Here is a 26,758-nt window from a genome sequence, read left to right as displayed (position 1 = left end):
AATGAACGACAAGCAACATACCATCAAGGCGCCCGTCACGGTGCGCGGCATCGGACTGCACACGGGCGTAGAAGCCACCATGACGTTTTGCCCCGCGCCGGTGGGCCATGGCTACAAATTCCAGCGCGTGGATTTGCCCGGCCAGCCCGTCGTGGATGCCGACGTGGACAACGTGGTAGACCTCAGCCGGGGCACCACCATCGAGCAAAACGGGGCCCGCATCAACACCGTGGAGCACACCTTGGCGGCGTTGGTGGGCATGCAGCTCGACAACGTGCTCATTCAGCTCTCAGGCCCCGAGCCACCCATCATGGACGGCTCTTCGGCTGAGTTCATCAAGGCTCTCCAAACGGTAGGACTGGAAGAGCAGAACGCCTTGCGTAACTACTACGAGATTCCGGAGAGCATTCGCTACGTCGACAATGCCCGCGGTGTCGAAATTGCGGCCTTGCCCCTGTCCGACTACCGCCTCACGGTGATGGTGGACTACAACTCCCCGGTGCTGGGCTCGCAGCACGCCACCCTCACGGATATTGGCCTGTTTGGCGAAGAAATAGCCTCCTCGCGCACGTTCTGCTTCCTGCACGAGCTGGAGATGCTCTACAAGAACAACCTCATCCGCGGCGGCGACCTCAGCAACGCCATTGTGGTGGTAGACCGCGTCGTGACGGACGAGGAGCTCAACGACCTGGCCAAAATGCTGGGCAAGCCCCGTGTCTCGGTCAAGAAGGAAGGCATTCTCAACAACGTCGACCTGCGCCACAAAAACGAGCCAGCCCGCCACAAGCTGCTCGACTTGGTGGGCGACCTGGCCCTCGTGGGCCGCCCGCTAAAGGGCCAGATTCTCGCGGCCCGCCCGGGCCACGCGGCCAACGTGGCCTTCGCCAAGCGCATCAAGAAAAAGATGCTCGAAGCCCGCAGCAACCCCGTGCCGGTGTACGACCCAAACCGCGAGCCCGTGATGGACATCAACCGCATTATGCAGGTGCTGCCCCATCGCTACCCCTTTTTGCTGATTGACAAAATTATCCATCTCGACGACCACATGGTGACGTCAGTGAAGAACGTGACCATGAACGAGCCCTTCTTCCAGGGCCACTTCCCGGGCAACCCCGTCATGCCCGGCGTGCTTCAGGTGGAGGCCATGGCCCAGACCGGTGGCATCCTGGTAATGAACACCGTGCCCGACCCCGAGAACTACTGGCAGTACTTTTTGGGCATTGAAAATTGCCGCTTCCGCAAAAAAGTATTGCCCGGCGACACAATCCTATTCCATTGTCAGTTGTTAGCACCAATTAAGCGGGGCATTGCCAAGATGCGGGGTCAGGCTTTCGTAAATGGCAAAGTGGTAATGGACGCTGAAATGAGCGCCGCCATTGTTCGCAAAGACGCTTAATTCATTTAACAATTAACAGTTACCATTTAACAATCGCTGCTTTGCCTCAAGTTTACGATGTTGCAGCGACCTGTTAAATGTTAAATGATACATGACTTTTGAGTACATGATTTCCCCCCTCGCCTACATTCATCCTTCCGCTCGTATTGCCCCTGGCGTAACCGTTGAACCGTTTACGACCATTGCGGCTGATGTTGAGATTGGGGAAGGCAGCTGGATTGGGCCGAACGTTACCGTCATGAGCGGGGCCCGCATCGGGCAGTTTTGCCAGATATTCCCGGGGGCCGTGGTAGGAGCCGTGCCGCAGGACCTCAAATTTGCCGGCGAGCAAACCACTGCCGTTATCGGCGACTACACCGTGATTCGGGAGTGCGTGACGGTGAACCGGGGGACCATCGACCGGGGCGAAACCCGCGTGGGCAGCCATTGCCTGCTTATGGCCTACGTGCACGTCGCCCACGACTGCATCATCGGCAATCACTGCATTTTGGCCAATACCGTGCAGGTAGCCGGCCACGTTGAGATTGGCGACTATGCCATTATAGGCGGCTCTTCAGCAGTACATCAATTTGTTAAGATTGGAACCCACGCCATGATTTCGGGCGGCTCGCTGGTGCGCAAAGACGTGCCTCCCTATGTAAAGGCTGGTCGCGAACCACTTTCTTACGCTGGCGCCAACTCGGTGGGCCTGCGCCGTCGGGGCTTCTCCGAAGAGTCCATCAATATGGTGCAGCAGCTCTACCGCACACTTTTCCTGGGCGGGTTTAACACTCACGACGCCCTGGCTCAGATTGAGCAGGAGCTCCCAGCTTCGCCCGAGCGCGAAACGGCCGTGGGCTTCGTACGTGCGGCTACCCGCGGCATCATCAAAGGCCCCAAGCGCGGCCGCCCCGATGGGGGCGAGGCGGAATAATCTCCTGGCTTGGTGTTGTCGGTTATTCGCACTGCGTTTGAGTTACGGCTTAATGCCAGAATGCCCTCCTTCTGACAACTGACAACGCCTAACCGCTAACTTCACCTTGCTAATTACTGCCACCGGCCTGGGCAAGCGCTTCCAACGCGACTGGATATACCGAGGCCTCACGCGCACGTTCCGGCCCGGCAGCGCCACCGCGGTGCTAGGGCCCAATGGTGCCGGCAAAAGCACGTTGCTAAACACGATTTCGGGCCAACTGTTACCCACTGAGGGCACGTTGGGCTTCTCAATGGCCGGGCAGCCCGTGGCCGTGGAAGACCTGCCCCAGCACCTGGCCTACGCCGCGCCATATCTTGAACTGCTGGAAGAGCTGACGCTGGTGGAGCTACTGCACTTCCATACTCAGTTCAAAGCGCTGCGGCCCGGTACCACCCTCGATGGGTTGATTGACCTGATGTACCTCGAGAAAGCCCGCCACCGGCTGGTGCGCGAGTTTTCATCAGGCATGAAGCAGCGCCTGAAGCTGGCGTTGGCCTTGTACGCCCAGGCCCCCCTGCTGCTGCTCGATGAACCTACTACCAACCTCGACGCAACAGGTGTGGCTTGGTACCAAGAACACGTGCAGGCTACCCGCCAAGGCCGCACTCTGCTGCTGAGCTCCAATGTGCCGGCTGAATACGCGTTCTGTGATGAACAATTACTGGTGACCGACTTTCAAAATACCCATACCAAAGATTAAGCTGGGGCGCTGCGCCAACTTCTTAACTTATTGGCGGAAACAAGGTGTACATTTCAGCTCAAACAAGCTCAATGCAAGGCTTGAGCTTACTTTTTACGCGTAAAATTCGGGTAAATAGTCAGCCGAAAAATCGCCCGGGCCGTATCTTCGCGGCCGCCTTAACCACAATTCTCCACCTCAATTTAATCCGCCCTGGCCATGATTGATGACGACGACCTGGACGACGACCTGCTCGCCGACGACGATATCCTAGACTCCTACGCTGCCAAAGGCGGCGCCGCCGCTCTTGGCAGCTCCGAAGACCGCCTCTCGGCCAAATATGCCGACTACCTGATGTGGACCGACACGGGCTCTTCCCACGACGAAGCCCTGGACTTGGCCAACATGACAGAGGAGGAGTTTGTGGAAGCCGAGCGTGCAGAAAATGCCGACCGCGGTGCCTTCACCAGCCTTGACGATGAGGAAGACGAGTTTGCCGATGATGACGACGACGATGCCGACGAAGGGTATGCCAGCGGCCGCGGCAGCCGCCGTGGCAGCAGCTTCGACAGCGACGACTTCTAGGCTCTTGTGTAAAGACAACCATTACAAAAAAGCCCTTGCTGAAAATTCAGCAAGGGCTTTTTCAATGCGCAACACTTTGCGGGTTCTACTTGCGGCCAAATACCTGCTTCAGGATGTCGGTGGTGCGAGCGGCGGGGTTCTTGCGAATCTTGCCTTCCTCGTTGGCCAGCAGGATAAACAAGCCGTCTACGGCTTTCTGCGTGGTGTAAGCCGTGAGGTCGGTTTGCACGGGCGTCATGAGGGGGATGCGGTTGTACTGGTTGGTCATTTTGGCGTAGGCCGCACCAGCGCCAACCTGGTCGATGGCGGCGCTGATGTCGGGACGGAACGTGGCTATCAGCTGCGCTTCAGTGGCCCGGCGCAGAAACTGCGTGGCAGCATCCGTCGAGCTGCTGGTAACCAAGCTCAGAGCGTCGGTAATGCTGATGTTGGCTAGCGCATTCAGGAAAATGTCCTTGGCCTTGGGCGCGGCAGCTTCGGCTGCCCGGTTGAGCTGGGTTTCGAAGGTAGCAATGAGGGTGTTCATGCCCGGAAACTTGCTCAGGGTGGTTTTCATCAAAATGGCATCTTCCGGGAAAGGAATGTGGATGTCATCGTTGGTATTAAAACCATCGGGCTCGGAGGCAAATTGCACAGCCTTGATGATGCCTTTGTTGAGGGCTTCTTTCACCCCCGCGCTGGCCTGGGCCTCGGTGAGCGGGGCGGGAGGCGGAACGGCAGCCGCCGCCGCCTTTTCTGCCGCAGCTTTGGCAGCAGCGGTCTTAGCAGCGGCTGCTTTGTTGGCAGCGGCCTTTTGCGTTGCTGCTTTTTGAGCCGCAGCTTTTTGAGCCGCAGCTTTTTTGGCGGCAGTGGTTTGAGCGTGGGCGGCGGGGGCCGTCGAGGCCAGAAGGCCAGCTACCAGCAGGGCGCTGGCAATGCGAGTGAACATGAAATAAACAGCTGCGACGGGAAAACCGGATAGCCCCTATGACTGTCCTTGGACCGCCGCTTATGCAAATTGCAGACAATTTTGCGGCCAAACCTATTTTTAACTCCTCAGTATGCCTGCTTCCACCCCGGTCCAATACCCTGCTGCGTTCACTCCGGCCTTCACCGCACCACCCGATGTGGAAATAATGACCATTGGCGATGAGCTACTTTACGGACAAGTAGTGGATACCAACTCTTCCTTCATGGGCCAGGAGCTGGGTAAAATTGGCTTGCGGGTGCGGCAAATATCTTCGGTTTCGGACCGCGCCGATGAGATTGTAGCCGCACTCGACCAAGCCCGTCAGCGGGCCCGGGTAGTGCTCATCACCGGCGGCCTGGGCCCCACCAAGGACGACCTGACCAAGCACGTGCTGGCCCGCTACTTCGGCTCGGAGCTGGTGATGCACGAGCCCACGCTGCTCCACGTGGAAGAAATATTCCGGCGTTTCCAGCGCCCCATGCTCGACGTAAACCGCCAGCAGGCCATGGTGCCTGCCAATTGCGAAGTGCTGCACAATGCGGTGGGTACTGCCCCGGGCATGTGGTTTGAGGACCAGGGCACGGTGTTCGTGAGCATGCCCGGCGTGCCCTTTGAAATGAAGCGGCTGATGACCGACCACGTGCTGCCGCGTTTGCAAGCCCGGTTTCACATCGCGCCCATTGAGCACGTGGTGGTGATGACGGCCGGCCTGGGCGAGTCGTTTTTAGCCGCAAAAATTGCTGATTGGGAAGAAGCTCTCCCCGTCAATATCAAGCTGGCCTATTTGCCTAGTTTCGGGGCCGTGCGCCTCCGCCTCACCGGCTCCGACGACGGCCTGCCCGACTTGCGCGGCCGCATGCTAGCCCTGCTGCCCGCGCTGCGCGAGCGCATTGGCGAGTACATCTTTGCCGAAGAAGAAACCACATTGGAAGCTGCTATTGGCAAGCTGCTACTGGCCCAGAACCTGACCATTGGCACTGCCGAAAGCTGCACCGGGGGCCTTGTGGCGCACCGGCTCACCAGCGTGCCGGGCAGCTCGGGCTATTTCCGGGGCAGCATAGTGGCCTACCACAACGACATCAAGCAGGAAGAGCTGAGCGTTAAGACCGAGACGTTGGCGCAATATGGTGCCGTGAGCGAAGCCACCGTACGCGAGATGGCCGAAGGGGCCCGTCGTCGCCTCGGCGTGGACGTAGCCGTGGCCACCAGCGGAATTGCAGGCCCCGGCGGAGCCACCGAGACCAAAAAAGTAGGCACCGTCTGCCTGGCCTACGCCGACGCTACCCAAACCATCAGCAAAGAATACGTCCTGGACCGCGGCCGGGCTCTGAACGTGGAATACGCCGCGCAATCCTTGCTGACCATGTTGCGCCAGGAGTTAGCCAACTTGCCAGCAAAGCCCTGAACTGCTTTTCACTAGCTTCACTTTAAAAAAGGCTTCTCAACGGCTGCCGATACTTGTCAGCGAAATCACATAACTCACTAGTTCGTGTGAAGTTCCGCTGCTGTACTTATGCCAAGGCCCAGGGCCTTGGCATAAGCCTGCAATTGCTGAGCCTGCTGCGGGAAAGCCGCCATCAGGCCTTTTTGACGTTACGGAGGGGAATAATTTTGCCCGAAGGCCATGCCAAGTAAAAATTATCCCACGGGACGGGCTTGACCTGGTATCGCGTTGGCGGCGAAGCGGGTGGAATGGGATTTTGGCCTCCCGAATTCCTTCCATTCAGGAGCACCACCGGGGCGGGCCTGTTATTGTCCATCGTCCCCATAACCCGCACGCACGTTTGACGGCGCAGTAAGAGCACGGGGCCTTCGCTCAGCTGCTCAAAAGGTAGCCTCGGGGCGCAGGTCCAGGCGCTCTGGTTGCCAGGCTAGCGTCCGAAACAGCCGAATTACGGTGGTATCATAAGTGATGGCAGCACAACGACAACGATTGCGCTGGGGCACCGCAACCTGCCCTTGCACGCCAAACGCTACCTCCTGCGCAGCTACGAACGTCCGAACGCCGCCATCGGGCCGGGTGAGTTGCAAAACATCGGCGATGAGCGCATCGAGATGGGGCCATCGAGGGTATCGCCACTCGCAAGCACCCCGCGGCCAAGTTTAAAATCCTGCCGAATGCCGGTGCTAGGCTGGGCACTGGCAACCCCGCTTCCCATAAGCCAGAGGCTCTCCAAAAACCAACGTTTCATAATTGTGCAGAAAAAAGAAACCCGATAATGCTTCCAAGACAGGAGCATTATCGGGTTTCTTTTAAGTATTCTTTTCTTATGCAGCTTCTGGCTCACCGCCAGGCACTTTGCGCATGATTTCATGCCCAAGTTTGTCCCGCTTGGTGGTGAGGTAGGCTTCGTTGTGCGGGTTGGAGTTGATTTCGATAGGCAGCGTGTCCACAATGGTGAGGCCGTAGCCTACGAGACCGGTGCGCTTGCGGGGGTTGTTGGTGAGCAGGCGCATTTCGGTGATGCCCAGGTCGCGCAGGATTTGGGCGCCCACGCCATAGTCGCGCTCGTCGCTCCTGAAGCCCAGCTCTTCGTTGGCCTGCACGGTGTCGCGGCCCTGTTCCTGCAGCTTGTAAGCCCTGAGCTTGTTGATTAAGCCAATGCCCCGCCCCTCCTGGTTCATGTAGACGATTACGCCGCGGCCTTCCTTGTCAATCTGGCGCATGGCCTGATGGAGTTGAGGGCCGCAGTCGCAGCGGCATGAGCCAAAAATGTCGCCTGTGACGCAGGAGCTGTGCACGCGCACCAGCACCGGCTCGGAACCGCTGATATCGCCTTTCACCAGAGCCAGGTGCTGCACATTGTTGCTGCGCTGGGTGTAGGCGTACAGGTCGAAATCGCCCCATTGGGTGGGCATTTTCACCGAAATGTCGCGATGAATGAGGCTTTCGTGCGCCAGCCGGTACTTAATTAAGTCCTGCACCGAAACCAGTTTCAGGTCCCACTTTTTGGCTACTATTTCCAAATCGGGCAGGCGGGCCATTTCGCCGTCTTCTTTCAGGATTTCAACCAGTACCCCGGCCGGCTCGAACCCCGCCAAGCGGGCCAGGTCGACGGCCGCTTCGGTGTGGCCGGCCCGGCGCAGTACGCCTTCTTTGCGCGCTTTGAGCGGGAAAATATGCCCCGGCTTGCCCAACTCTTCGGGCTTGGTGCTGGGGTCGATGAGGGCCAAGATGGTCTTGCTGCGGTCGGAGGCCGATATGCCGGTGGTCACCCCGTTCTTCAGCAAATCGACGGACACCGTGAACGGCGTGGCGTGCAGGGCGGTATTGTGGCCCACCATCAGGTCGAGGCCCAGCTCCTCGCAGCGCTGCTCGGGCAGGGACGCGCACACCAGACCGCGGCCGTGCGTAGCCATGAAATTGATGATTTCGGGAGTGGCGCACTGGGCGGCGCAAATAAAGTCGCCCTCGTTTTCGCGGTCTTCATCGTCGACGACAATGACAACCTTGCCAGCGCGGATATCGGCAATGGCGGATTCGATGGTATCAAGCATGGATGGGGTATTTCGGGCCATAACAACGAGGGCCGATGCAAAGTTAGCCCCTTAGGCCGAGGCAGCGCTCGCTGCCCCTGGCTAACCTTGCTGGAAGCGTTGGGTAGGGCGCCAAATGGTGGTTTTGATGCCCCGCAAATAGCGCCAGAAGCCCACTAAAAGAGCTGCATTCATGCTGTAGAAATGGGTAATGAACCGCAGCAAGCGCAGGTTTTTGCCAGCCCGGCGCAAGGCTGCATCCAGCAGCAGCAGCAGCGGCAACCCCAGCTGTCCGGCCAGGGCTAGCTGAAAAAACCACCCGTTTCCGCTGGCCACCAGTCCCGCAGTGGCTGCCAGCAGCACCAGAAGCAGCACCGGCGTATACCACCGCAACACCTTGTGCGACCACAACGCAAACGCTACTCCCCGCCAAGGGGGCCACAACAGTGCCCGAAACTCCTTAAGATTCTGGAAGTTGCCGGCCGAAATGCGGGCTTTGCGCCGGAATTCTTCGGGCAGGCGGTCCGACACGTCTTCATAGCACACCGCATCCAGCTCATTGATGGCCTGGTACCCGTCGCGCAGCACGGCCAGCGTGATATAAAAGTCATCAACCAAAAAATCAGCGGGCGCTGGATGGTAGCAGGCCCGCCGCACCGCGAAGCAGCCGCCAAACGCTCCCATCATGCTGCCCCACACCACCCCTTCCTGGTACTTGATGAGGTTCTCGCGCTCCAGATAGGCTTTTTCCTGCCCGGAAATACCCTCGGCCCGGTGCTCGGGGTTGATAATGTGCCCGCCCACAAGGCCAATGGCCGGCTGCCGGAAATGCTTGACGAGGTGATAGAGCGTGTCGGGCGCAAAAAACACGTTGGCGTCGGTGAGCACCAGAATTGGTGCGGTTGCCTGCTGCGCCAGGTTCTCGATGACGCCGGGTTTTCCCGTGCGCTCGGTGTATACCTCCACGCGTAGCTGCGGGTACTGCTGGGCCAGTGCGGCCAACAGGGCGTTGGTTCGGTCCGAAGAATTATCTGAGCCCACCAAGAGTCGGAGACGGTCGAGCGGATAAGTGGTGGCAAACGTGCTGCGCACTTTTTCTTCAATCACCGCCTCCTCATTGTGGGCGGCCAGTAGAATATCGACGGCAGGCAGCTCGGCTGCGGTAGGGAGATACACGTTGCTGTTCTGACGCCGGCCCCGGGCCAGCCGGGCCAGCAGCACCGGAAACAGGACGTAGCTGTGCCCGACCAGCAGCAAGCAACCCCAAAACAGCACCATCAGCAAGCCCGCACCCATCAGGACTTGGCCGGCTGCAGCCGTTGGTAGAGGTCGAAAAAACGCTGCGTTACCCGACGGTTGTCGTAGAGGTCGGCGGCGGTGCGGGCAGCTTCGGCCGCAATTTGAGCGGTCGGCAGCTCGCCGCAGGCCCATGCGCGCAGGGCCGTCAGCCATTCTTCGGCCGAGTCGCGCAGCACGATGTCGTGTCCGTCGCGCACGGCAATTCCTTCGGCGCCGAGGCGGGTGCTGAGCACCGGCTTGCCCATTGTCATGCCCTCGATGATTTTGATGCGCATGCCGCCCCCGCTTAGCAGCGGCACCACCATCAGCTCATATTGCTGCATGAAGGTGGGGGCCGACTTCACAAAGCCGTGCACGACTACGTTGTCGGTTCGGGGCATCAGCAGGCTGTCGGGGGTGCCGCTGCCTGCAATGTGCAGCTCTACGTCGGGCATTTCGGCGTGGAAAGCGGGCCATACTTCGCGCAGCAGCCATTCCAGGCCTTCCAGGTTAGGCAGCCAGTTCAGCGAGCCTATCATGAAGAGCGTGCGCGGCTTGAGCGTGACGCTGGGGTCTGGTTGAAAGCGGGCCAGTTCCACGCCTGCCGGAATGAATTCCACCGGCTCGGGGCAACCAATGCCACGCAGGCGCTGGGCATCGTCGGGCGTGATGGCCGCCACGGCATCGAACTGGGGCAGGTGGCGGCGCTCAAACACTTCGAGCCGGCGGGCCATGGTGCGCAGCAGGAAACGCTTGACGGGGTTAGCCTCTCGCCCGGCCAGCATCTTCCAAATGGTGTGTTCGAGGTTGTGCGCACGCAAAACCAGCGGGGGCACCGTCAGCTCGGGGCTCTGCTGGCGGCCTAAATACTCAGCGTACCAGGCCACGAATGTGCCTTCCATTTGCACCAAATCAACTTTTTCGGTGCGCAACAACTCCACAAGCTTCTCTCCCACCGAAGGGCTGATGAACCGCTCCGCGATGTAGGGCTGGCGGCTAAAAAGCAGGTTTTTCAGGGCTCGTAGCGGCGAAATATCCGTATCAATATCCACCGTCACCAACCGAAAATTGGGGCCCAGGTGGTCGAGGGCAGTGGCGGACTGGTGATGCTTGGGCGTGTTGATGGCCAGCATCGTGACCCGGTGGCCGGCCTGTACTAAGCCGGCCGCCACGTCGTGCATGGCAATAGCTCCCCCGGTAGTAAGTGGAAACGGAACGCGAGGAATGAGTTGCAGGATGTGCATGGCTGGCATAAAGGTAGGAAGCGCCCGGAAGTAGCCGCACCGGGCTACAACTGCCGGAAGCGTACCTCAAAGTTCTCAATCTGCTCCTCGCTGCCGAGCACCAACAGGACGTCGCCCGGCGCTGGCACGTAGTCAACCGGCGGGCTCACGAGCAGTGAGCCCGTAGCTTGCCGGAGCCCAATAATGGTGGCTCCGGTGACGGAACGCACGTCCATCTCCCTGATACTGAGACCGCGCATCTCAAGTCGAATCTGGGCGTACGCCATTTCTTCGAGGCGGAGCTTGTCGGCGCTGAGGCCGGATATGAGGTCGAGGAAACGAATCACTTCCGGCCGCACCACCAGCTTGGCCATGTGCGAGCCTCCGATTTCATCGGGCATCACCACCGAGTCGGCTCCGGCCGAGAGCAGCTTGCTTTCCGAGGTTTTGAGCGAGGCGCGGGCAATGATTTTCAGATTCGGATTGAGGGCGCGGGCCGACAAAGCAACAAAAACGTTGTCGGCGTCTTTGGGCAGGGCCGTGATAAGGGCCGATGCACGCTCCACGCCTGCCTGAATAAGGACTAGGTCGGAAGTGGCATCGCCTGAAACCGAAAAGATGTTGCCTCCTGGCATGCCGTCGCCATTATAATCTTCACCGGTACGGCCCTGGGTGAGGTTTTTCATCAGCTCCTCGCTTTCTTCCACCACCACTACGCGGGCACCATTGGCCCGAAGCTCCTGGTAGGCACGACGCCCGTTGCGGCCAAAACCACAAACGATAACGTGGCCGCTGAAGCTTTTGATTTCCTGGTCGGTTCGATACATTCGGAATAGTTTACGCAGCTCGCCGTCAAAAATAAACGAAGACAAGACCGACACAAGGTAGGCCACCAACACGAGGTTGTAGAGGATATAAAAGGATACGAACACCCGCCCGGGGTCTGAGAGCGGATGCACTTCCCCAAAACCGACCGTCGAAATGGTGATGACGGTCATGTAAAAAGCTTCAATCAGATTGAAGCCCTCGATGTACATAAAGCCGCTCATGCCGATAACCAGGCTTAGCACGGAGAGCACAATGGCCAGAAGCAACCGGTTGAAGTTGAGGCCATGTAATATTCTGTCGTTCAGCATTTACTCATATTAGTCTAAGCCATCAACAATCCTATCGTAAGGCAGCAGCGCTGGCTAAATGAATAGTTAAATGTTGCCTGATATATCTTAAATAAATCAGGCACCCCGCGGAATCACCGTCCCTAGCATGCCGGCCAGCTGGTTGTCGAGCTGCTTGAGGTTTTTAATCTGACCGAGAATTTCGAACATCTCCGCGTCGTCGAGCCCCGGAACGCGCAGGCGCTCCATGGCCCGGTCGAGCTCGCGCTGCACGTGCACCTTGTTGAGGCGCAGCACGGCGTTGTCGCAGGCCAGCTTGGGCATGTCTACTTCGTTGAAAACGTAGATTTCCTTGGTGCGCCAGTTGGGGCTCAGCTCGTAGCGCTCGGTGGCCAGGTCGGTGATGAGGCTCCGGATGTCGGCCCGCTCGTTTTGGGCCAGCATGCGGGCGTCGGGGAAGCGGCCGGCCAAGAGCTCCTGGCGGCAGATTTCCCACATTTCGGCAAAGAGCGGCGTTTTGAAGGGCGCATCCTCCAGCTGATTGAGCAGGTAAGCGGCCACGCTGACTTCGGTTTCTACTTCGAGCGAAGAATACAGCACCAGCAGGCGCAGCACTTCCCGCTCACACACCTGGAGCATGTCGGGCAGGTCTTCCTTCTCGGCATCCGACGGCGTGGGCTGGTAGCTGACGCCCGCCCCGAGTATCTCTACCGTCGCCTCGTGGCCGCCATACATCAGCATTTCGGCCTCTTCCTCGTCCGACATTGGGCGGGCGGCCGGGGCCGGGCGGCTACTGCTGCTGGGCGGATAGCCGGTGTTGGCGCTGCCGGCGCCGTTGCCGTAGTTGCCGGCATTGCCGCCGCTGCTTTGCTTGGCTGCTGGGGACTTCACCAGCTTGTTATATTCGGTGATAAGCACTTGCTCGTCGATGCCGAACGTGGCCGAAGTCTGCTGCAAAAACACCTGTCGCTTGATGGCATCGGGCACCTTGGCAATGCTGTGGAGCACGTCGCGGATGGCCTCGGCCTTCTTCACCGGGTCGTTGCTGGCCTCGCGGGCCACCAGCGTGGTCTTGAATGAGATGAAGTCCTGGCTCTGGTTTTCGATGTAGTCGGTGAAGCGCTTGTCGCCGACTTTGCGAATGTAGCTGTCGGGGTCGTCGCCGTCGGGGAATAGCACCACGCGCACGTTTAGGCCGCCTTCGAGCAGCAAATCGGTGCCGCGCAGCGACGCTTTAATGCCAGCCGCATCGCCGTCATACAGCACCGTCACGTTATCGGAATACCGCTTGATAAGGCGAATCTGGCCTTCGGTGAGCGAGGTACCCGAAGAGGCCACCACGTTTTTAATGCCTCCCTGGTAGAGGCTGAGCACGTCGAGGTAGCCCTCCACCAGGTAGCAAACTTCCTGCGTCCGGATTGCCTGCCGGGCCTGAAACAGACCGTAGAGCACATCCGATTTGTGGTAAATGTCCGACTCCGGCGAGTTGAGGTACTTCGCCATCTTGTCATCGCGCTTCAGGGTGCGCGCCCCGAAGCCCACCACCCGGCCGCTGATGTTGTGGATGGGGAACATCACACGACCCCGAAACCGGTCGTAGCGCCGGCCGGTGTCGTGGCCCTGGTCGTCGGTTTTAGTGACAGTCAGGCCAGTTTTCTCGAGGTATTTTTTCTCGTAGCCGGCGGTTTCGGCGGCTTTCAGCAGGTCGTCCCAGCTATCGAGGGAGTAGCCCAGCTCGAACTGCTGAATGGTGCTCAGGTTCAGGCCGCGCTCTTTGAGATAGCCATAGCCAATGCTCATGCCCTCCTCGGAGTTGAGCAGGAGCTTGTGGTAGTGGTTTTTGGCCCAGTCGGAAACGATGAACTGGGAATCCCGCTCGTTCTGCTCCAGCTGCTGCTGGGGCGTTTTTTCCTCTTCCTCAATGGTAATGGCGTACTTCTTGGCCAGGTATTTCAGGGCCTCGACGTAGCTGGTGCCTTCCACGTCCATCACAAACTGCACCACGCCACCGGCCTTGCCGCAGCCAAAGCACTTGTAGAGTGACTTGGCCGGGTTGACGGAGAAAGACGGGGACTTTTCGTTGTGGAACGGGCAGGGAGCCCACAAATTCTGCCCCTTGCGTTTGAGCTGCACGAAGTCACCGACTACTTCTACGATGTCGGCGGTTTGAATAATGTGGTCGACTAGTTCTTTGGGGATGCGGGCCATCAGGGGCGAGATATCAATTACTGGCTTTTCAGAACGTCATGCTGAGCTTGTCGAAGCATCTCTACCGCTTCGTTGCATTTGGCTTTGATTAGTTCTGCGGTAGAGATGCTTCGACAAGCTCAGCATAACGTGCCCTCAAATGCGCACAGAACTCTACCTCCAACAAAGTTCGCCCTACTTCCGCTACCTCCTACCTTTGCTCCCGAATAAACTCCGCCGAAGATGCCCGCATACCGCCCCGAAGAAATTGAAAAGAAGTGGCAGGCCCACTGGAAGCAGCACCGCACCTTCCACGCCGACAACCACTCTGAGAAGCCCAAGTACTACGTGCTCGATATGTTTCCCTACCCTTCTGGGGCCGGATTGCACGTAGGCCACCCCCTGGGCTACATAGCCTCCGACATCGTGACGCGCTACAAGCGCTTGCAGGGCTTCAACGTGTTGCATCCCATGGGTTTCGACTCCTTCGGCCTGCCGGCTGAGCAGTACGCCATCCAGACCGGGCAGCACCCCGAAAAGACTACCCGCGAGAACATCACCCGCTACATTGAGCAGCTCAGCAGCCTGGGCTTCAGCTACGACTGGGAGCGCGAAATCCGCACCTCCGACGCCAGCTACTACAAGTGGACGCAGTGGATTTTCCTCAAGCTGTTTAACTCCTGGTATAACCTCGACACCGACCGCGCCGAGCCGCTAACGGAGCTCACCGCCCGCTTTGCCGAGCGCGGCAGCGAAGGCATCAACGCCGCCGGCGATGCCGATGAGCGCCAGGTGTTCACCGCCGGCCAGTGGCAGCTCTTCACTGAGCACCAAAAGCTGGCGGCCGTGCACCCCTACCGCCTGGCCTACCAGCAAGACACCTACGTGAACTGGTGCGCCGGTCTGGGCACCGTGCTGAGCAACGACGAAGTGAAAGACGGCGTCTCGGAGCGCGGCGGCTACCCCGTCGAGCGCCGCCTCATGCCCCAGTGGAACCTGCGCATCACGGCTTATGCCGACCGCCTTCTCCAGGGCCTCGACACCATCGACTGGCCCGATGCCGTGAAGGAAATGCAGCGCAACTGGATAGGCAAGAGCATAGGCGCTGAAGTCACCTTCCCGGTAAAAGACCACGAAAACGCCCAAATCAAGGTTTACACCACGCGGGTGGACACTATTTACGGTGCTACGTTCCTGGTGCTGGCCCCCGAGCACGAGTTGGTAGATGAGTTGACCACGCCCGAGCAACGCGCCGCCGTGGACGAGTACATCGCCGCCACCAAGCGCCGCTCGGAGCGCGACCGTATGGCCGACACCAAAACCGTGTCCGGTGTCTTCACCGGCGCCTACGGCCTGAATCCGGTTAACAATGAGCCCGTGCAAATCTGGCTGGCTGACTACGTGCTGGCCGGCTACGGCACCGGCGCCGTGATGGCTGTGCCCAGCGGCGACCAGCGCGACTACTTGTTTGCCCAGCATTTTGGCCTGCCCATCCCGGCTATTTCCGATGCCCAGCAGGGCCTCGACCAGCAAGCCGACCCCACCAAGGAAGGCCGCTACATCAACTCAGGCATCATCAACGGTCTCACCTATAAGGAGGCCACCCCAAAGCTCATCGCCTTCCTCGAAGAGAAAGGCCTGGGCCGCGGCAAGGTCAACTTTCGTCTGCGTGATTCCATTTTCGGCCGTCAGCGCTACTGGGGCGAGCCCATCCCGATTTACTACAAGGACGGCACCGCCTATGGCATCGCCGAAAGCGACCTTCCTTTGGTACTTCCCGAAATCGATGAGTACAAGCCCACTGAAACCGGTGAGCCGCCTCTGGGCCGCGCCCAAAACTGGCTCTACCGCGACCAGTACCCCTATGAGTTGAGCACCATGCCCGGTTGGGCAGGCTCGTCGTGGTACTACCTCCGCTACATGGACCCCACCAACGAAGCCCGCTTCGTCAGCGAGGAAGCCGAGCAGTACTGGGGCACCGTGGACCTCTACATGGGCGGCGCCGAGCACGCCACCGGCCACTTGCTCTACGCCCGCTTCTGGTATCTGTTTCTGAAAGACTTAGGCCTCGTGAGCGGCAACGAGCCTTTCCAGAAGCTGATTAACCAAGGGATGATTCTGGGGCGGTCGAACTTCGTGTATCGCATCAACGGCACCAATAAATTCGTCACACTGGGAAAGAAAGACCAGTACGAAACTACTGCTTTGCACGTCGATGTATCGATTGTTGAGAACGACATTCTCGATATGGATGCCTTCCGTAAATGGCGTCCTGATTACAAGGACGCCGAATTCATCACGGAAGACAACGGGACTTATGTGAGTGGGTGGGAAGTAGAAAAAATGTCGAAAGGCAAATTCAACGTCGTTAATCCCGACGTGCTTATCGGCAAATACGGTGCAGACGCCCTGCGTCTCTACGAAATGTTCCTTGGCCCGCTGGAGCAGTACAAGCCCTGGAACACCAACGGCATCAGCGGCGTGGGCAGCTTCCTCAAGAAGTTCTGGCGCCTCTTCCATCCCGAAGACGGTCCACTGGCCGTGACCGACGAGCCTGCGAACCCCGCCGAGCTGAAGGCCCTGCACAAGGCCATTAAGAAGGTGCAGGAAGACATTGACAAGTTCAGCTTTAATACCTCCGTGAGCGTGTTCATGATTACCGTGAACGAGCTGACGGCCCTCAACTCTCATAAGCGCGCTATCCTGGAGCCGCTGACAGTTCTGCTCTCCCCCTACGCCCCCCACCTGGCCGAGGAGCTGTGGCAGGAGCTGGGCCACGAGGCCGGCAGCATCAGCAGCGCCAGCTACCCCGAGTTCCGCGAGGAATATCTGGTGGAAGACACGGTGACGTACCCAATTGCCATCAACGGCAAGGTGCGCGAGCAGCTGCAGTTTGCGGCGGCGGCCACGGCCTCGGAGATTGAAACCGCCGTGCTGGCTACAGATTTCCTGGCGCGTTTTGGCGAAGGCAAATCGGCCAAGAAGGTGATTGTGGTGCCCGGCCGCATGGTGAATGTGGTAGTGTAATCATCATTGCTAAAATGCAAAACAAAAAAGCCCGCTGAAAATTCAGCGGGCTTTTTTGTTTAATAATATCCTAAATCGATTAGATGAGATAACTAAAATTCAATGAAAATCTAATAAGCCAAACTGGTATATTTGAATGTTTATTCCACACTCATTTATTTCATGAAAAAACTTCTACCACTGTTACTGAGCGCCTTCTCTCTGGGGGCGCAGGCCCAAAGCGCCCCGGCCTGGACCTGGGCCCGTTCGCTGAATAGCAGCGCCACTTCCACTTCCAGCTCGATTACCACCGATGCGGCAGGCAATACCTATGTAACGGGCAGTTTCACCCAACCCATTACCCTGGCACCAGGCACCGTGCTCACCAGCGCGGGTGGCGTAGACGGCTTTGTGGCCAAGTACGACGCAGCCGGCGCCCTGCTGTGGTCGCGCCAACTTGCAGGCACAGCCAATGAATTATTTCAGCAAGTTGTACTCGATGCCTCGGGCAATGTGACCCTGGTGGGCATGGCCAGCGACGGCACCACCTTAGGTAACTTCACATTCACGAACAGCGGCTTTGGTACCTCCCTCGTTCTGGCTCATCTCAGCGCCCAGGGCCAGGTGCTGAAAGTAGATGAAATTGGCAGCGGCTCTATCCTTCTTATCGTTTCAGACTTGGCCCTTGATGCGGCAGGCAATGCCTACGTTAGCGGCACCTTTGGAATCGACGCCACCTTTGGCCAGTTCAACGTCACAACACCCATCGTGGGCATGGACGTGACGGTCGACCAGTTTCTGGTAAAAGTTTCGCCGCAAGGCGTTCCGCTGTGGGTGCAGCAGGGCGGCCGCACCCCGGTTCCGGCCGGAACGCCGGGTCAGTTTCACTACAGCAGCTTGGCCGTTGAGCCCAACGGCACCAGCTACCTCACCTGGACCTGCAACCCCAACGCGGGCGATTTTGGCAGCATCCCGATGCCCCTAGGCTTCGGCAGCTTCGACGCAATGGTGGTAAAATACGACACCCAGGGCACACCCCTCTGGATATCAAGGGGCGGTAGCGCTGGCCATGACTTTGCGGGTCGCATAACCCTCGACGCCAGCGGCCGGGTAGTGGTGCCGGGCATGGTGCCAGCACCCGGCACGTTTGCCGGGCAGCAGGTGGCAGTCAGCAGCACTCCCATGGGCTTTCTGTGGGTAGTGGAGCCGGCTGCCGGAACCACGGTTTGGGTCCGCAGCATTGGCGCCACCCAAGGGGCCGCTTACCGGGCCGCAACCGCCGATGCGGCTGGCAATATTTACGTGGCAGGACACTATACCGGCCAAGGCACTTTGGGCACCACCACCCTCAACGGGGCAGGCGGGTTCGACGGCGTGGTGGCGAGTTACTCCGCCAACGGCGGGCTACGCTGGACCCAGCAGACTGCCGGCACCGGCGATGAAGCACCCTTTTCCATATCACTCGACGGCACCAACCATTTGGCAGTCGGCGGATTTTTGGGCGGTGCGGGCTTATTTGGCACGGTGGCCGTCACGGGCCAAAGTGCTGTGCCCAGCAATGGTGCTACGCCCGGCAATTTATTTGTGGCTCACCTGGGCAGCGTGACTACACCTACGGCCACCAAAGCGGCCCGCGCGGCCCTTTCCTTAGCCCTGTACCCCAATCCTGCCGCTACCGACGAGACCGTGGTGCTGCCGACCCTCCCCTCCGGTACCCTAACAACCATTACCGACGCAATGGGCCGCACGACCCGTCAACCTGCCGCCAGACTACTGCTTTCCGGGCTAGCTCCCGGTGTTTACGTAGTAGTGGCTCAGGCCCCCGACGGACAGCAGTGGGTCAATAGATTGGTGGTGAAATAGCGTTGCTCTCTACTATCTTAAAAATAAAGGCCCGCTGCACAAGCAGCGGGCCTTTATTTTTAAGATGGCTAACCCTCACCCAACCTTGGTGTCTGCTTCAATTAGCTGATAGCCGCTGGCTTCGAGAGCTGCTCGGATAGCATCCAGGCCGGGGCCGTTGTTGTGGGTTGAGGCAATTTCTGCTTCGCCTTCCCCTATCCGGTCCACCACGAAGCCCAGGCCGGTTAGTTGCTCACGCACCTGCGCAATGGACTCCGGGCCCTTCATGTTGCCGATGGTCAGGACGTAACGCACAAGCTGGGAAAGCGCGGCATCGGGATTGTGTTTCGGAGAGTCCATTGCAGAGCAGGATTGGCTAGTAATTTTTTGCTTATTCGTTTAGCTGCAACGCAGTTATTGCGTTGCATGTTTCGCCCAGCTTTACCTTCCACTATGCCTTAAGGCATGAAGCCCGAATGCCGCGGGTCATGCTTGTTAGCTGCCTATCTGCAGGTTCCCCTGCTTGCTGCTTCTGATAGATGGTAAGCATTCTACAGGTCCACATTTGGTAAGTTCAGCATTGCATCTTTGTGTATAGGCAGCAAATTCTTAACTCTTCACGCACACGCTCATTTTGATGAACTCCCTAGTTTCTGGCAACTACCACCCGCTCCATGCTTTGCGCATTCTGGGTTTTTGGCTGCTCAGCCTCTCGCTTTCTTTTGAAAGCCAAGCCCAAAGTGTTTCAGCACCAACTGCTGGCTCGCTGCTTACGCCAGACCAGTTTCTGGGCTACAAGCTGGGCTCTCGCTTCACCACGCACGCCGAAATTTTGCGCTACGTCGACCACGTGGTGGCCCACACGCCCAGCCGCATGAAGCTGGTGCGCTACGGCAGCACTTACGAGAAGCGCCCGCTGGAAGTGGTGCAGATAGCTAGCGCCGAGAACTTTGGCCGCCTGGAAGACGTGCGCCACAATAACCTTAAACTCGCTGGCTTAGAATCCGGCACCGGGCAGCGCCAGCAGCCCGCCGTGTGCTGGCTGAGCTACAACGTGCACGGCGATGAAGCCGTGTCCTCCGAGGCCGTGATGCAAGTGCTCTACGACCTGGCCAACCCGCAAGACCAGCAAATGCAGGAATGGCTAAAAAATACCGTCGTCATCGTAGACCCCTGCGTGAACCCCGACGGCCGCGACCGCTACGCCAACTGGTACAACCGCGTGCACAACCAGGCCACCAACGCCAACCCCGATTCCTGGGAGCACCACCAGCCCTGGCCCGGTGGCCGCTACAACCATTACTATTTTGACCTGAACCGCGACTGGGCCTGGCAAACGCAGACCGAGTCGAAGCAGCGCATTGTGCTTTATAACCAGTGGCTGCCTGCCGTGCACGCCGACTTCCACGAGATGGGGCCGAACAATACCTACTACTTCTCCCCCGCTGCCAAGCCCTTCCACGCCGACATTACGCCCTGGCAGCGCAAGTTTCAGGACATTCTGGGCGACTACAACAAGGTGGCTTTCGACAAAAACAACTGGCTCTATTTCACCCGCGAAACCTACGACCTGTTTGCTCCCACCTACGGCGACACCTGGCCTACCTTCAACGGCGCCATCGGCATGACCTATGAGCAGGGCGGCGGCGGCCCCGCCGGCGTGGCCTATGCTCGACAAGACGGTGACACCCTCACCCTGGGCCAGCGCATTGCCCACCACCACTCCGCCAGCCGCGCCACCATTCAAGCCACGGCCGAACGCCATGATGACCTGCTGCGCGAATTCCAGGCCTACTTCACCAACGCCAAAAACAAGCCTCAAGGCGAATTCAAGACCTACGTTGTCTCGGCCGGCAACGACCCGGGCCAGCTGCGCAATTTTACGCAGTACCTCGACCGCCAGCAAATCAGCTACGGCTACGCCGCCAAGCGCACCAAAACCCGCGGCTACAACTACACTTCTGGCAAAACTGAAAGCGTCCAAATCGAGCCACGCGATGTGGTGGTGAGCATGTATCAGCCCAAGTCTACGCTAGCAAAAGTGCTGTTTGAACCCCGGCCGCAGCTAGAAGACTCTCTCACCTACGACATCACTTCCTGGGCTCTGCCCTACGCTTTTGGTGTAAAAGCCTACGCCCTCCCCGGCCGCCTCGACGCTTCCGGCGCCACGCCCAACCCCGCCATGGTGCGCGGCAGTGCGGCCGCCCCCGCCGAGCGCCCCTACGCCTACCTGGCTCGCTGGAACAGCCTGCAGGATGTCCGCTTCCTAAGCCGCCTGTTGCAGCAAAAGGTCAAGGTGCGCTACGCCAGCAAGGAATTTGAAGCCGAAGGCCAGAAGTTTGCCCCCGGCACCCTCGTCATCACCCGGACCGGCAACGAGGCCATGGGCCCGCTTTTCGACCAGCTGGTGCGCGCCCAGGCCGACTCGGCCGGCACGGTTGTTACGGCCGTGAAATCGGGATTTTCTACTTCCGGCCGCGACCTCGGCTCGGGCACCGTGCACTTCGTGAAGCAGCCGAATGTGGCCGTAGTGGCCGGTCCTGGTATCGACGCCACTGCTTTCGGCGAAGTATGGCACTTCTTCGAGCAGCAGCTCGGCTACCCCATCACCGTACTGGGCAGCGACTACCTCAGCCGCGTGTCGATGCAGAAATACGACGTTCTGATTCTGCCCAACGGAAACTACGCCGATATCTACCCCGATAAGGCCCTGGAAAGCCTGAAGGCCTGGGTGCGCGACGGCGGTAAGCTCATCGCCCTGGAAGGAGCCGCCAAATTCCTCTCTTCCAAGAAGGACTTTTTGCTTAAAACCAAAGCGGCTGACTCCGTTGCTATTAAAAAGGAAGCAAAAGCCAATCCCTACAAGCTGCTTCGCCGTTACGGCGATGCCGACCGTGAAGAAGCCGGCGAAGCCGTGCAAGGCAGCGTTTTTCGGGTACAGCTCGACAACACGCACCCGCTTGCCTTCGGCTACGGCGACACCTACTTTGCCCTGATTCGCACGCCACTGAACTACCGCTTCATGGAAAAAGGCGGCTGGAATGTCGGCGTGATTAAAAAAGACAGTTACTCGGCCGGCTTCATCGGCGCCAAGGCCCGCAAGGAGCTCACGGATACGTTCGTAGTAGGCACGCAGGAGCTCGGCAAGGGCGAGGTTGTTTACCTCGGCGATAATCCCCTGTTCCGCGCCTTCTGGCAAGGCGGCAAGCTACTGTTTGGCAACGCCGTATTCCTGGTAGGTCAGTAGCAGACCTTAAACCGCCTGTCATGCTGAGCTTGCGAAGCATCCTCTCCCCGACAAACGATTAGTGCTTGCGTTACAGGATGCTTCGCAAGCTCAGCATGACAGGCGGTTTATTGGCGAAGCGGGATGTTTGGCAGTGCAGACCTTTGTTTCGCTACTCTCTGGACTGCAAACTGAAAGGTTTAGTTTGAATAGATATCAGCGTTGATAAGTAAAGGCCTCGCCAACTAATTGGCGAGGCCTTTACTTATTAAACAAGCGCCGGGTGCAGCGCGAAATAAGAAACATGTTTAGCAGCTAAATCGGCAGCTACAACTCCACACTAACTGCTTTTGGCAATGATGCCAGCACTAGCTCATAGGAGTGGTCAATCAACTCGCGAAGCTGCCTAACGGGAGCGCCGGCATCAATAAGCACCGTGTTCCAATGCTTCTTGTTCATGTGGTAGCCGGGCAGCACGTAGTCGTGAGCTTCGCGTAGTTCTATGGCTCGCTCAGGGTCACATTTAAGATTAATGCTGCCGAAGGTGTCAATATCAGTGAGGGCGAAAATTTTACCGCCCACTTTCAGAACGAGGGTTTCGGGACCAAAGGGTGTTTCCTCCGTCACGCCGGGTTTGGCCATGCAATAATCCCGAAATTCCTCGATGTTCATCGACCTGGCAATTAGAATACGTAGCGTACTAACATTACCACCAAGCACACCAGAAACATCGCCAAGCTGAGCTTATTGATGAAGTGCATGGTCTTCATGTTAAAGTTGGTTTTGCGGTTGGGGTCTTTGCCGCGGAAGTAATAACCGAGGACCGGACCGAAGTTAAAAAGGTTTTTACCGTTCATGGCGCGTGGTATTTTGGTTCAGTAAAGTAACAAAGCGCAGGTCAGAATGATTTGCTTTTGCCAGATATTTTCTCATTCATTTTCAGTGATTTATCCTTGTGATTTCAAATATTAATGCTTTGAACCAAAGGGTTATATCTCACCAATTGCTCACCTTTATGCATCAAATCATACCATGCTAGAAATCAGGAATGACTGAGTCAATTTAGCCTTTTAGAACCTCTCTTGCACGAGCCGTCGCTCCCGCCACTCCAACTCCCCGGGCAACTCTACCGAGGCAAATTCCAGGTGCACCACGCGCCGCGGCCGGTTGCTAATGCTTCGATTTGAAGCATGCAATAGCAGTGGCCGCATGAGCATGGCTCCGCCGGCCGGCACTGCACATACTACCGCTGCGGGAGTGAGCGCGGGCAACGCAGCCGGTAATAAAACCCCGTGCTGGTGGGAGCCAGCCACGACCTTGAGCGCCCCGTTGCTGGCGTCACAATCATCAAGGTGAATACGAATCGTGCATACATTCTGGAGCACGTCCACAGGCGGCAGCACGGATATTCCCTCCGATTTGCTGGTCCAGGGGCCAAACCCCTGGACATCGGCCCGGCGGTCCACGTTTATCATCAAGTCCTGGTGCCAGGCCACCAACCAATTCGACAGCGCCGGCTTATCGAAATAGATAGACTTGACAAGGTGGCAACCGTCCGGAAAAAGCTGCCGCAGCAGCGTGCGCAGGACGGTCGTATCCAGGAGCGGCCACAATTCCGGCACCTCACCTACCACGTTCCGAATGGCAAACAACTCCTGGCTGCGCCGAAAATTGGGCCCGCTGCCTGGCGCACTCTCGATGCAATGAAGCAATGCCTTTACTTCAGCCGGCTCGTATAGGCCGGGCACAATGGCAAAGCCATCAGCCGGAAACTGGCCCAGCATTTTGTCCTGGGAAGCGCTTACTTTCATGTGCTGGCAAAGCTAAGGCAAGCAACCAATTTAGTTCTCGCGCACCTTTTTACCCAGCTTATTGCCCTTGCCCCACAATATCCCTCGACATGAAGAAAATTATTACCCCTCTGTTCTTTTCCTTACCGCTTTGCGTCAGCCTCGCATCTCACGCGCAGAGTGCCTCCTCTGAGACTGCCGAGGTTCAAAAAACCATCAATACTTTCTTCGACGGCATGCGGCGGGGCGACAGCGCCACGGTCCGCCGCACCCTAGCACCGGCCACGGTGTTTCACACCATTGGCGGTAAAGCCGGCCAAGCCTCCACCCTACAAATTGAGAACATCAACGGCTTTTTAAAAGCAGTGGGCACGCCCCACCCCAAAGTATGGGACGAGCGCATCACCTTCGACAAGGTCCTAATTGACGCCAACCTGGCCAGCGTCTGGACGCCCTACGAGTTCTACATCGGCGACACGTTCAGCCATTGCGGCTACAACTCGTTTCAGTTAGTGAAGCTCGCCGATGGTTGGAAAATTGCTCACATCATCGACACGCGGCGCAAGGATAAGTGTAAATAGCGAACGTTAGAAATTAGGTATCCTTATTAAAGGAGAATAATTGACTTTCCAACTATCTAGCTCATATAACTCGCCTTCTTTATCCAGGTAAAGAGCGACCAATACCGGAACACCGTCGTCGTCATTAAACTGAAGCGCAGCAGTAACTGAACCTCTTTTTCGGTTTGGCTTAGAACTAGCAAACCGCAAGCTTCCCATTCCCCCGTCATTCATATCCTCAACTTCTATCGTTGGCAACTGGAAAAGAAAGCGCTCTGAGTCAGGCTTTTCACGTAGCATGTAAAGCAGCAATGCAAGTTCAGGAAGGGATAGCAAACGCTTGGCCACTGATTTCAGGTTTCTACACGCTCAGTTCAGATAGGGATTCATACTCCCACGGGCTCTTCCAAAACCTCCTTCTCAATCCAGCGGCCATCCTCGCGCATAAGTTCAATCAGTTCATCCACGGCCGCTTCTTCGGGCACCGATTTCTTAATGACCTCCTGCCCACGGTAGAGCGAGATTTTTCCCTTGCCCACGCCCACGTAGCCGTAGTCGGCATCGGCCATTTCGCCGGGGCCATTCACGATGCAACCCATGATGCCGATTTTAACCCCCTTGAGGTGGTCAGTGCGCTTGCGAATCATGGCGGTGGTTTCCTGCAGGTCGAACAAGGTACGGCCGCAGCTGGGGCAGCTGATGTATTCGGTTTTGCTCATGCGGGTGCGGGCCGCTTGCAGGATGCCGAACGACAGCTGATTGAGGCTATCGAGGGTCGTGAGCCATTCTTCCTTGCTGCGCTCGGGCAGCAGCTCGGTGCTGAGCACAATGCCGTCGCCCAAGCCGTCGAGTAGGAGTCCGCCCCCGTCGGTGGCGGCGTAAAGCTGAGTTTCCTCGGGGGTTAAGGCCGGGTACTGGCGGTTGATGACCACGGGACAGGTCACGCCAGCATGCATCAACTCAAAGAAGGCCCGCCGGATTTCTGGCATGGCGTGCGCATTGTCGGAGTAGAGAATGACGACGGCTGTGCTATCGGCGCGCAGCTTATCGAGGATTGGGCCGGTGAGCGAGGCCAGGTTCTGGAACACAAAATTTAACTCCGGGTGGCGCACGGCCGTCACGGCGTATTCGGCCGGCGTGAAGACGGGAAAATGCTCTTCCCGGTGCCCGGCGTCGCGCCAAGCGGCGTAGTCCACAATCTCCTTCAGACCGTTGGGCAGCATGAATGGCGCTGGCCGCTGGCCGGTGTAGATGTAATCCGCTCCCAGGTCCGACATCTGGAATTTGTCGAGGAACGGCGAGTACAAGTGCCCGGCCGCCCGCAAATCGGCGTACTCCAGATTGGGCAGGCGCGAGAGGTCGGTAATAACGCGGGGCACGTTTTGGCCGCCCAGGTTGGCCACCTCGCGGGTGATGCGACGGATGTATTGAAACGGATTAATCGGCATTTCGCCCGCCAGCGGCGCTATCGGCTTGGCCAGCTCAGCGCGGTTGGCATAGCGGTCAATCAGCATTTTGGCTACTGGTGCTTCGGCTTCAGGCGCTTCGGTAAGGCTCACGCGCACGGTATCGCCGAGGCCGTCCTCCAGTAGTGTGCCAATACCGACGGCCGACTTGATGCGGCCGTCTTCGGCCTCGCCGGCCTCGGTCACGCCCAGGTGCAGCGGGTAGGGCTGCAGGCCTTCTTCGTCCAGCTTTTGCACCAGCAGGCGGTAGGCCTGCACCATTACCTGGGTGTTGCTGGCCTTCATGCTCAGCACCACGTCGTAGTAGTTTTCTTCCTCGCAGAGGCGTAGGAACTCTAGCGCCGACTCCACCATGCCCAGCGGCGTGTCGCCGTAGCGGCTCAGAATGCGGTCGGACAAGGAGCCGTGGTTCGTGCCGATGCGCATGGCCGTGCCATACTGCTTGCAGATTTTAACCAGCGGCCGGAACCTCTCCCTAATGCGGTCTACCTCAGCCGCGTAGGTCGTATCGGTGTATTCTATCTCTTCGAATTTCTTTTTATCGGCGTAGTTGCCGGGGTTCACGCGCACCTTCTCTACTATGCGGGCGGCCAGCTCAGCAGCATTGGGCGTGAAGTGGATGTCGGCAATGAGCGGCACGTTGCAGCCGCGCTTGCGCAGCTCCTTTTTAATTTCCAGCAGGTTCTGGGCCTCCTTTATGCTAGGAGCCGTAATGCGAACGTACTCGCAGCCAGCCGCTACCATGCGCAGTGTCTGTTCCACCGAGCCCATGGTGTCCATGGTGTCAACAGTGGTCATGCTCTGCACCCGAATGGGGTTGTTACCACCCAGCGGCACCTCGCCAATGTTAACCACGCGGGCTACGCGGCGCTTGTATTCGGTCAGGCTGGGGCAATACGTTTTGTTCATAACCCAAAAACTATGGTCGGAGGGCGAAAGTTGCGCCGTAGCACAAAGGTAAAGCGGTTCGGGGCGGGCCCTCTCCTATTTTGTTCCCGCAACTTATGACTTGCTTGGTTGTCTA

Annotated in this window: 22 protein-coding genes; 9 read left to right on the top strand and 13 right to left on the bottom strand. The window is 58.3% G+C overall.

All coding sequences use genetic code 11. From position 1 onward, the window contains the following. The first annotated feature begins 1 nt into the window (after position 1). The 4 genes from ACP7AJ_RS05100 to ACP7AJ_RS05085 all read left to right on the top strand — a co-directional run bounded on the left by ACP7AJ_RS05100 (position 2) and on the right by ACP7AJ_RS05085 (position 3,615). Positions 2 to 1,396 carry a bifunctional UDP-3-O-[3-hydroxymyristoyl] N-acetylglucosamine deacetylase/3-hydroxyacyl-ACP dehydratase gene (locus ACP7AJ_RS05100; protein WP_426059118.1) on the top strand — a complete coding sequence of 465 codons (1,395 nt, stop codon included), beginning with the start codon at positions 2 to 4 and terminating at the stop codon, positions 1,394 to 1,396. Between the two features lie 106 nt (positions 1,397 to 1,502). Continuing rightward, the gene (gene lpxA, locus ACP7AJ_RS05095) at positions 1,503 to 2,309 is read left to right on the top strand and encodes an acyl-ACP--UDP-N-acetylglucosamine O-acyltransferase (RefSeq protein WP_426059117.1); all 807 of its coding nucleotides are present in this window, start codon (positions 1,503 to 1,505) and stop codon (positions 2,307 to 2,309) included. 106 nt (positions 2,310 to 2,415) lie between these two features. Beyond that, on the top strand, positions 2,416 to 3,051 hold the full coding sequence (locus tag ACP7AJ_RS05090; RefSeq protein WP_426059116.1) for an ABC transporter ATP-binding protein: 636 nt from the start codon (positions 2,416 to 2,418) through the stop codon (positions 3,049 to 3,051). A 198-nt stretch (positions 3,052 to 3,249) separates the two neighbouring features. Further along, a complete protein-coding gene (locus ACP7AJ_RS05085; RefSeq protein ID WP_426059115.1) occupies positions 3,250 to 3,615 on the top strand; it encodes a hypothetical protein in 366 nt (121 codons plus the stop codon). Positions 3,616 to 3,700: 85 nt separating this feature from the next. Here ACP7AJ_RS05085 and ACP7AJ_RS05080 read toward each other — a convergent pair whose 3' ends face one another. Further along, positions 3,701 to 4,543 (bottom strand): DUF4197 domain-containing protein, encoded by an 843-nt coding sequence (locus tag ACP7AJ_RS05080; protein WP_426059114.1) that lies wholly within the window; start codon positions 4,541 to 4,543, stop codon positions 3,701 to 3,703. A 112-nt stretch (positions 4,544 to 4,655) separates the two neighbouring features. Here ACP7AJ_RS05080 and ACP7AJ_RS05075 point away from each other — a divergent pair, with 112 nt between their 5' ends. Further along, positions 4,656 to 5,969 carry a competence/damage-inducible protein A gene (locus tag ACP7AJ_RS05075; RefSeq protein ID WP_426059113.1) on the top strand — a complete coding sequence of 438 codons (1,314 nt, stop codon included), beginning with the start codon at positions 4,656 to 4,658 and terminating at the stop codon, positions 5,967 to 5,969. 419 nt (positions 5,970 to 6,388) lie between these two features. Here ACP7AJ_RS05075 and ACP7AJ_RS05070 read toward each other — a convergent pair whose 3' ends face one another. The 6 genes from ACP7AJ_RS05070 to dnaG all read right to left on the bottom strand — a co-directional run bounded on the left by ACP7AJ_RS05070 (position 6,389) and on the right by dnaG (position 13,865). Next, positions 6,389 to 6,595, bottom strand: coding sequence for a hypothetical protein (locus tag ACP7AJ_RS05070; protein ID WP_426059112.1), 207 nt, complete (start codon positions 6,593 to 6,595; stop codon positions 6,389 to 6,391). Positions 6,596 to 6,832: 237 nt separating this feature from the next. Next, positions 6,833 to 8,062 carry a bifunctional 3,4-dihydroxy-2-butanone-4-phosphate synthase/GTP cyclohydrolase II gene (locus ACP7AJ_RS05065; protein WP_426059111.1) on the bottom strand — a complete coding sequence of 410 codons (1,230 nt, stop codon included), beginning with the start codon at positions 8,060 to 8,062 and terminating at the stop codon, positions 6,833 to 6,835. An 81-nt stretch (positions 8,063 to 8,143) separates the two neighbouring features. Then, positions 8,144 to 9,337: a glycosyltransferase gene (locus ACP7AJ_RS05060; RefSeq protein ID WP_426059110.1), complete on the bottom strand. Its 1,194-nt coding sequence runs from the start codon at positions 9,335 to 9,337 to the stop codon at positions 8,144 to 8,146. Further along, positions 9,337 to 10,563: a glycosyltransferase family 4 protein gene (locus ACP7AJ_RS05055; RefSeq protein WP_426059109.1), complete on the bottom strand. Its 1,227-nt coding sequence runs from the start codon at positions 10,561 to 10,563 to the stop codon at positions 9,337 to 9,339. Before ACP7AJ_RS05055 ends, ACP7AJ_RS05060 begins: the two co-directional genes overlap by 1 nt. A gap of 44 nt (positions 10,564 to 10,607) precedes the next feature. After that, positions 10,608 to 11,678, bottom strand: coding sequence for a potassium channel family protein (locus ACP7AJ_RS05050; protein WP_426059108.1), 1,071 nt, complete (start codon positions 11,676 to 11,678; stop codon positions 10,608 to 10,610). A gap of 96 nt (positions 11,679 to 11,774) precedes the next feature. Then, positions 11,775 to 13,865: a DNA primase gene (gene dnaG, locus ACP7AJ_RS05045; protein ID WP_426059107.1), complete on the bottom strand. Its 2,091-nt coding sequence runs from the start codon at positions 13,863 to 13,865 to the stop codon at positions 11,775 to 11,777. Positions 13,866 to 14,087: 222 nt separating this feature from the next. Between dnaG and leuS the strand changes: the two genes are divergently transcribed. Continuing rightward, a complete protein-coding gene (gene leuS, locus ACP7AJ_RS05040) occupies positions 14,088 to 16,871 on the top strand; it encodes a leucine--tRNA ligase (protein WP_426059106.1) in 2,784 nt (927 codons plus the stop codon). A gap of 162 nt (positions 16,872 to 17,033) precedes the next feature. Beyond that, the gene (locus tag ACP7AJ_RS05035; RefSeq protein WP_426059105.1) at positions 17,034 to 18,713 is read left to right on the top strand and encodes a T9SS type A sorting domain-containing protein; all 1,680 of its coding nucleotides are present in this window, start codon (positions 17,034 to 17,036) and stop codon (positions 18,711 to 18,713) included. Positions 18,714 to 18,788: 75 nt separating this feature from the next. On the opposite strand, the gene ACP7AJ_RS05030 is transcribed toward ACP7AJ_RS05035, so the two are convergent. Further along, positions 18,789 to 19,052, bottom strand: coding sequence for a hypothetical protein (locus ACP7AJ_RS05030; RefSeq protein WP_426059104.1), 264 nt, complete (start codon positions 19,050 to 19,052; stop codon positions 18,789 to 18,791). A 277-nt stretch (positions 19,053 to 19,329) separates the two neighbouring features. Here ACP7AJ_RS05030 and ACP7AJ_RS05025 point away from each other — a divergent pair, with 277 nt between their 5' ends. Next, a complete protein-coding gene (locus ACP7AJ_RS05025) occupies positions 19,330 to 21,939 on the top strand; it encodes a M14 family metallopeptidase (RefSeq protein ID WP_426059103.1) in 2,610 nt (869 codons plus the stop codon). 306 nt (positions 21,940 to 22,245) lie between these two features. Here the strand turns inward: ACP7AJ_RS05025 and ACP7AJ_RS05020 are convergent, their stop codons facing one another. The 3 genes from ACP7AJ_RS05020 to ACP7AJ_RS05010 form a co-directional block, all read right to left on the bottom strand. Continuing rightward, entirely contained in the window at positions 22,246 to 22,590 is a 345-nt protein-coding gene (locus ACP7AJ_RS05020; RefSeq protein ID WP_426059102.1) for an MmcQ/YjbR family DNA-binding protein, read from the bottom strand. An 11-nt stretch (positions 22,591 to 22,601) separates the two neighbouring features. Continuing rightward, positions 22,602 to 22,775, bottom strand: coding sequence for a DUF6728 family protein (locus ACP7AJ_RS05015; protein WP_426059101.1), 174 nt, complete (start codon positions 22,773 to 22,775; stop codon positions 22,602 to 22,604). 213 nt (positions 22,776 to 22,988) lie between these two features. Continuing rightward, the gene (locus tag ACP7AJ_RS05010; protein WP_426059100.1) at positions 22,989 to 23,729 is read right to left on the bottom strand and encodes a phytanoyl-CoA dioxygenase family protein; all 741 of its coding nucleotides are present in this window, start codon (positions 23,727 to 23,729) and stop codon (positions 22,989 to 22,991) included. A gap of 89 nt (positions 23,730 to 23,818) precedes the next feature. Here ACP7AJ_RS05010 and ACP7AJ_RS05005 point away from each other — a divergent pair, with 89 nt between their 5' ends. Then, on the top strand, positions 23,819 to 24,289 hold the full coding sequence (locus tag ACP7AJ_RS05005) for a nuclear transport factor 2 family protein (RefSeq protein ID WP_426059099.1): 471 nt from the start codon (positions 23,819 to 23,821) through the stop codon (positions 24,287 to 24,289). Between the two features lie 6 nt (positions 24,290 to 24,295). Here the strand turns inward: ACP7AJ_RS05005 and ACP7AJ_RS05000 are convergent, their stop codons facing one another. Together ACP7AJ_RS05000 and ispG are read right to left on the bottom strand one after the other, a co-directional pair. Further along, the gene (locus ACP7AJ_RS05000) at positions 24,296 to 24,616 is read right to left on the bottom strand and encodes a DUF6984 family protein (protein WP_426059098.1); all 321 of its coding nucleotides are present in this window, start codon (positions 24,614 to 24,616) and stop codon (positions 24,296 to 24,298) included. A 38-nt stretch (positions 24,617 to 24,654) separates the two neighbouring features. Continuing rightward, positions 24,655 to 26,643: a (E)-4-hydroxy-3-methylbut-2-enyl-diphosphate synthase gene (gene ispG, locus ACP7AJ_RS04995; RefSeq protein ID WP_426059097.1), complete on the bottom strand. Its 1,989-nt coding sequence runs from the start codon at positions 26,641 to 26,643 to the stop codon at positions 24,655 to 24,657. Positions 26,644 to 26,758 lie beyond the last annotated feature (115 nt).

Source organism: Hymenobacter sp. B1770, assembly GCF_049896385.1.
Lineage (GTDB): Bacteria > Bacteroidota > Bacteroidia > Cytophagales > Hymenobacteraceae > Hymenobacter.
The sequence above is the reverse complement of the archived record's forward strand: the minus strand, read 5'-3'. Positions and strand labels throughout refer to the sequence as shown.